The 5522-nt window shown below is 64.7% G+C and carries 7 protein-coding genes and 1 pseudogene; 4 read left to right on the top strand and 4 right to left on the bottom strand.

Translation table 11 applies throughout. The features are described 5' to 3' along the window. The 4 genes from F3J17_RS35790 to dapA all read left to right on the top strand — a co-directional run. Positions 1–553: M23 family metallopeptidase (locus F3J17_RS35790; RefSeq protein WP_167070534.1), on the top strand; the 553-nt coding region annotated here is incomplete at its 5' end. Positions 554–578: 25 nt separating this feature from the next. After that, entirely contained in the window at positions 579–908 is a 330-nt protein-coding gene (locus F3J17_RS35785; protein ID WP_205195120.1) for a hypothetical protein, read from the top strand. A gap of 75 nt (positions 909–983) precedes the next feature. Further along, the gene (locus tag F3J17_RS35780; RefSeq protein ID WP_167070531.1) at positions 984–1412 is read left to right on the top strand and encodes a polymer-forming cytoskeletal protein; all 429 of its coding nucleotides are present in this window, start codon (positions 984–986) and stop codon (positions 1410–1412) included. Between the two features lie 346 nt (positions 1413–1758). After that, positions 1759–2613: a 4-hydroxy-tetrahydrodipicolinate synthase gene (gene dapA / locus F3J17_RS35775; protein ID WP_167070529.1), complete on the top strand. Its 855-nt coding sequence runs from the start codon at positions 1759–1761 to the stop codon at positions 2611–2613. A gap of 177 nt (positions 2614–2790) precedes the next feature. Here the strand turns inward: dapA and F3J17_RS35770 are convergent. From F3J17_RS35770 to F3J17_RS35755, 4 genes and pseudogenes are all read right to left on the bottom strand, one after another. Next, positions 2791–3024, bottom strand: a pseudogene (locus F3J17_RS35770) (DUF2866 domain-containing protein); the annotation flags it as partial. 253 nt (positions 3025–3277) lie between these two features. Further along, positions 3278–3475 carry a DUF3562 domain-containing protein gene (locus tag F3J17_RS35765; protein WP_167070526.1) on the bottom strand — a complete coding sequence of 66 codons (198 nt, stop codon included), beginning with the start codon at positions 3473–3475 and terminating at the stop codon, positions 3278–3280. A gap of 261 nt (positions 3476–3736) precedes the next feature. Continuing rightward, positions 3737–4798: an alkene reductase gene (locus tag F3J17_RS35760; protein ID WP_167070524.1), complete on the bottom strand. Its 1062-nt coding sequence runs from the start codon at positions 4796–4798 to the stop codon at positions 3737–3739. A 90-nt stretch (positions 4799–4888) separates the two neighbouring features. Next, the gene (locus tag F3J17_RS35755; RefSeq protein WP_167070523.1) at positions 4889–5209 is read right to left on the bottom strand and encodes a helix-turn-helix transcriptional regulator; all 321 of its coding nucleotides are present in this window, start codon (positions 5207–5209) and stop codon (positions 4889–4891) included. Between the last annotated feature and the right edge of the window lie 313 nt (positions 5210–5522).

Genomic DNA, 5522 nt, shown 5'->3' with positions numbered 1-5522 from the left:
GGCGCTCGCGCCGCGCCATTGCGTGGAGGCCTCCGCGTCGCGCACGAATGCGCGCGCGGTCAGCGGCGCGGTCGACTGCATGGCGGCGACGCTCGCCACGCTCGAACAGGCGGTGGCCGCGCACGAGGCCGCCTGGCAGGCGTTTCCGGGCCGCCGCCCGACTGGGACGGGCCGCCTCGGGTCGCCGTTCGGCAACCGCATCGACCCGTTCACTCAGCGCTTGAGCTTTCATCCGGGGCTCGACATCGTTGCGCCCACCGGCACGCCGATTTTCGCGGCGGCAGGCGGGCGCGTGGTTTTCGCCGGGCCGAAGGCGGGCTACGGCAATTGCGTCGATATCGACCACGGCAACGGTTTTGCGACGCGCTACGGACACGCCTCGAAGATCGACGTGCAGGTGGGGCAGATCGTGTTGCCGGGCGACCATATCGCCGACGTCGGCTCGACGGGCCGTTCCACCGGGCCGCACCTGCATTTCGAGGTGATCGTGAATGGCACCCAGGTCAATCCCGCCGGTTATCTCGCGCTGTTTGGGGCCTACCACAATGGCTGACGCACGCCGCTCCGTTCGCGCGCGCATGGATGCGCAACGCGCCTTTGAATTGCAGCCGGTGCGCTCGCGCGCCTCGCGCTGGAGCCTCGCGCTCGTCTGGACGCTGCTGGCCGCAGGCGCGGGAGCGGGCACGGTGGCGTGGATTCACCACGTCAACGACGGGGGGCGCTGTCCCGTGCTTGCGCCCGATGCCCTGCAAATCCGCCTGACTAACGCCGAACTCACGCTGGAACAGGAGCGGGCGGCGCGCGATGCCCTGCAGAAGTCGGCATCGGCAGCGCAGGCTCAAGCTGCCTCGCTACAGACCGAGGTGATGTTCCTGCGCGGCCACGGCGGCCGCGAAGGCGCGCATTAAAGCCGTCTCTCCTTCCACACCATCGATCCGCATTCCGACAATCAACGCAACGCTAAACGTACAACGGTCACTCCCATGTTCAACAAGAAGAAGCCCCAGCCGGGCATCCAGCAAACCAAACTCGCGACGCTGATCTCGGAAGATGTCCGCATCACCGGCAACGTCGAATTCGCCGACGGCATGCGTCTCGACGGGCTGATCACCGGCAACGTCAGCAGCAAGCCGGGCGCGCAGACGCTCTTCGTGCTCAGCGAGCGCAGCGTCGTGCAGGGCAACGTGCACGGCTACGACATCGTGGTGAACGGGCGGATCGTCGGCGACGTGATCGCCGATCATTTCGTCGAACTGCAGGCGAATGCGCATGTGGTCGGCAATATCTACTATCAGCAGTTGCAGATGGAATGCGGTGCGACCGTCGACGGCAAGCTGACGCGGCGCGATCCCGCCGATGCGCCGAGTCTGCTGCTCGATACCTCGATCGTTGATGTGCATGCGATGGAGTGAGGTGGCGTAGCGAGATGCGGCAGGTAGCGCGCTATCTCGCCATTTCGTGAATCGCGCGGTTTGCGGTTACACTTGCGGGCATGTCACGTCAACCGAGCCTCTTCGCCTCGCCCTTCGCCGCCGCTGCGTTTGCATCGCGCGCGATGAGTGCGCGCGTCCCGGCAGCCTCGGTCGGCGTGAAAGCCAAAGCCAAAAAACAGTCGCTCATCTGACCGGAGCTTGCTGTTCCGTCGGATGTTGCGATGGAACAGCCTGCCGGCACCCCGCCTCTCTCTTCTCCCTGGCTCGCTGACTCCCGCGCACTGCTCGACGGACCTTTTATTGCGGTCGCGTTCAAGGGATAGTCATGTCTTCGTTTTCGGGTATCTGGATTCCGCTCGTCACGCCGTTCAGCGCTGGCGCTGTCGATCATGAGGCGCTCGACGCGCTGGTGCGCCATTACGTGCAGGCGGGCGTGGCCGGTTTCGTCGCGCTCGGCACGACCGGTGAACCGGCCGCGCTGGACGAGCGCGAGCAGGATGCGGTGCTCGCCACCGTGCTTGCCAGTGCGGGCGCCTTGCCGGTGGTCGCGGGTGTGAGCGGCAATCACACGCAGTCGGTCTGCGAGCGCATTGCCGCGCTCAATGACACGCCCGTTGCGGGCGTGCTGGCGGCCGCGCCGTACTACATCCGGCCGTCGCAGGCTGGCGTGATCGGTCATTTCGCCGCGCTCGCCGACGCGAGCCGCAAGCCGGTGATCCTCTACGACATTCCCGCGCGCACCGGCGTGGCGCTCGCATTGCCGACGCTGCTCGAACTCGCGGAACACGAGCGCATCGTCGCGGTGAAGGATTGCGGCGGCTCGCTCGACAAGACGCTGGCGCTGATTCTCGATGGCCGCTTGCAGGTGCTGTGCGGCGAAGACCTCGATATGTTCGGGATGATGTGTGCGGGCGCGAGCGGGGCGATCGCGGCATCGGCGCACGTGATGCCGGAGCGCTTCGTGGCGATGGAGCGTGCGTTGCGCGAAGGGCGTCTCGACGAAGCCCGCGCGATCTGGCACACGCTGGTGCCGCTGGTGCGCGCCATGTTCGCCGAACCGAATCCCGGACCGGTCAAGGCTGCGCTCGCGCGACAAGGCTTGCTGCGCAACGAACTGCGCGCGCCGATGATGCGCGTGAGCGACGATCTGGAAGAAGCGCTGGGGAAACTGCTGGCCTGAAATGTTCAAACGCGGCGCGCCCGGATGACGGGACGCGCCGCGCTTCGATCATCGACGATCGAATGGCCCTTGGACTGCGTACGTTTAGCGAATCGCGCGTGCGCTCGCGCTGCTGCGTGCGCGACGTCGCGTGCGTGGACGTTCGGCGTCGACGGGTTCGCCATTGAGCAGAATCCGGCGGCCAGGCACATGTTCCGCGACGAGTCTCGCAATTTCGAACGCCGAACTTTCTGCGGGCACGACCTGGCGGCGCGCGCCGTCGTCCAGCGGAGTGGTCCATTCGACCAGCCGGTACGCGCGGCCCCAGGGATGCTGCAGCGGCGTCGAGACGCGGCACGACGCCACGCGTGTAGTCGAGCCGTCGCGCAGCAGTGACTGCAGGTGCACCAGCACGTCGTTGTCTTCAACCATGGCTTCGCTCCTCCTCGACTAACCGCATAAAAAAACGCCGCCGATGTTCCGGCGGCTCAACAGGGGTGAGCGTATGGTTGCAGCGAAGAATTAAACCAGCCTTAAAAGCGTCAGGGCGCGTAAGGCCTGTCAGCAAGGACTTTCGCGCGCGCAGCGTCCCGCGCGGACTGTCAATCCGTGCGGGACGCTGCAACCAGGTGGATCGAACTGGACGGGCCAGGCGGTGCGGACTCCCTGGGAATCCGGCGCGATTTCAGTGCGTGCCTGTGCCGTTTTGCCGCAGCGTCGCGCGTACCTTGCGCGCGGCGAATAGCGGGAGATAGTCGTGAATGCGCGCGTCGGTGCGGTATTGATCGAGTGCGTCGGCGTAGATGCGGGCGACCGTTTCCTCAGGCGTGTGAGTCTCTTCGGCAATGCTGTGAACGATTTGCGCGGCGTCGACTTGCGGCATGACGGTCCTCCGGTGAGCGGGTTGGGCGGGCAGACAGGATTCGAATTCAAGGACACCGCAGCGCGCGATGCCAATTGAAACGTCCTATCGGGAACAGGGGGAGCGAAATGGGGCTTGTGCTTAGTTCGGTCGAATACGGTTCTTTGCATGAAAAAGCCCCGGCGCAGGCGATTGCCATGGCCGGGGCTCTATTTCAAGGCAATACCGCGCTACCTATATAGTGGGTAATGAGCGGGTCATGCCTTCGACGCCGCTGGTGCGTTATGCGACGTTTTCGAGCGCAGGATAGTCGGTGTAGCCCGTTTCGCCGCGCGCGTAGTAGGTCGACGGATTCGGCTCGTTGAGCGGTGCGTTCAGTTCGAAACGGCGAGCCAGATCGGGATTCGCAATAAAGAGCTGACCCCAGGCGACAGCGTCGGCCTCGCCATCCGCGAGCACTTTTTGCGCCGATTCCAGCGTGAACTTCTCGTTCGCGATGTACGGACCGCCGAATTCGGCCTTCAATTGCGGCCCCAGACGATTGTCGCCAAGCGATTCGCGGGCGAAGAGGAAGGCGATCTTGCGCTTGCCGAGTTCGCGCGCGACGTAGCCGAAGGTTGCGGCCGGGTTCGAATCGCCCATCGTGTGCGCGTCGCCGCGCGGCGCGATATGGACGCCGACGCGGTCCGCACCCCACACGTCGATACACGCGTCGGTCACTTCGAGCAGCAGGCGTGCACGGTTTTCGATAGAGCCGCCGTAGACGTCGGTGCGCTTGTTGGTGCTGTCCTGCAGGAACTGATCGAGCAGGTAGCCGTTTGCGCCGTGAACTTCAACGCCGTCGAAGCCAGCGGCTTTCGCGTTGAGCGCGCCCTGCCGGTAAGCGGCGACGATTCCAGCGATCTCATCGGATTCGAGCGCGCGCGGCGTCACAAATGCGCGCTGCGGGCGCACGAGGCTCACGAAGCCTGCCGCGGCGATCGCGCTGGGAGCGACGGGCAGTTCGCCGTCGAGGAAGATTGGGTCCGAAACGCGGCCCACGTGCCACAGCTGCAGGAAGATGCGCCCGCCTGCCGCGTGGACGGCTTCGGTGACGAGCTTCCAGCCTTCGACCTGCTCCTGCGACCAGATGCCTGGCGTTTCTGCGTAGCCGACGCCTTGCGGCGTCACCGACGTCGCCTCACTGACGATGAGGCCGGCGCCCGCGCGCTCGGCGTAGTACTTCGCCATCAGTGCGTTGGGCTGGCGTGCCTCGCCGGCGCGCTGACGCGTGAGCGGCGCCATGATGACGCGATTGGGGAGCGTGAGATCGCCGATCTGGATGGGGTCGAAAAGCGTTGGCATGTGATTACCTTGTGGCGGGCGCGGCCCGCAGCCTTGAAGCGTAAAGGGGAGGAAACCGGGGTTTGCGTCGGTTTCCGACGATGCGTGCCGTCACAACTGCTGGTGCATGTGGGCGAGAAACGCCTCGATGACCGGCTCGTTGCGCTTGAAGAACACCCATTGGCCAACCCGCTTCGACGTGACGAGCCCGGCTTTCTGCAAGGCGGCCAGATGCGCGGAAACCGTCGATTGCGATAGCCCGCAGTGCGCGTCGAGCCGTCCCGCACAGACGCCGTGGTCGAGCGGGAGGGCTTGATCGGCGAAATGCACTTGCGGTTCGCGCAGGCAGGCGAGGATCTCGCGGCGCACGGGATTGGCGAGCGCTTTGTAGATCGCGTCGAGGTCGATGGTTGACGGTTGTGGGTGGTTCATTGGAGTTGCATCGTTACTGTACGAATCGTATATCGTGAATCTACGATATGGGCGATGGCACTGATTGCAATAGGGGTGATAGATAAAAGATGGATTGTGCGGCTGCTGGCGGATGAGGAGGCTGGGCGCGGGGCTTATTACGGTCTACCCCTTGCGGCTTGCTTCAGGTAGCGCTAAGATTCGCCCCCTTCGCTGTTCAGCCTGATCGGCAGCGAAGCCTGCCGCGAGAAACGGCGGGACGCTCCGGCGGCATCTTTTCCTGCTTTTAAGCAGTGACCTAAAAAAAGATGTTGACGGATCGGAAAAGAGTCTG

This window comes from Burkholderia sp. Ax-1719 (assembly GCF_011753055.1).
GTDB lineage: Bacteria > Pseudomonadota > Gammaproteobacteria > Burkholderiales > Burkholderiaceae > Paraburkholderia.
Note: the sequence above shows the minus strand (reverse complement) of the source record. Positions and strands in the feature narration are given on the sequence as shown.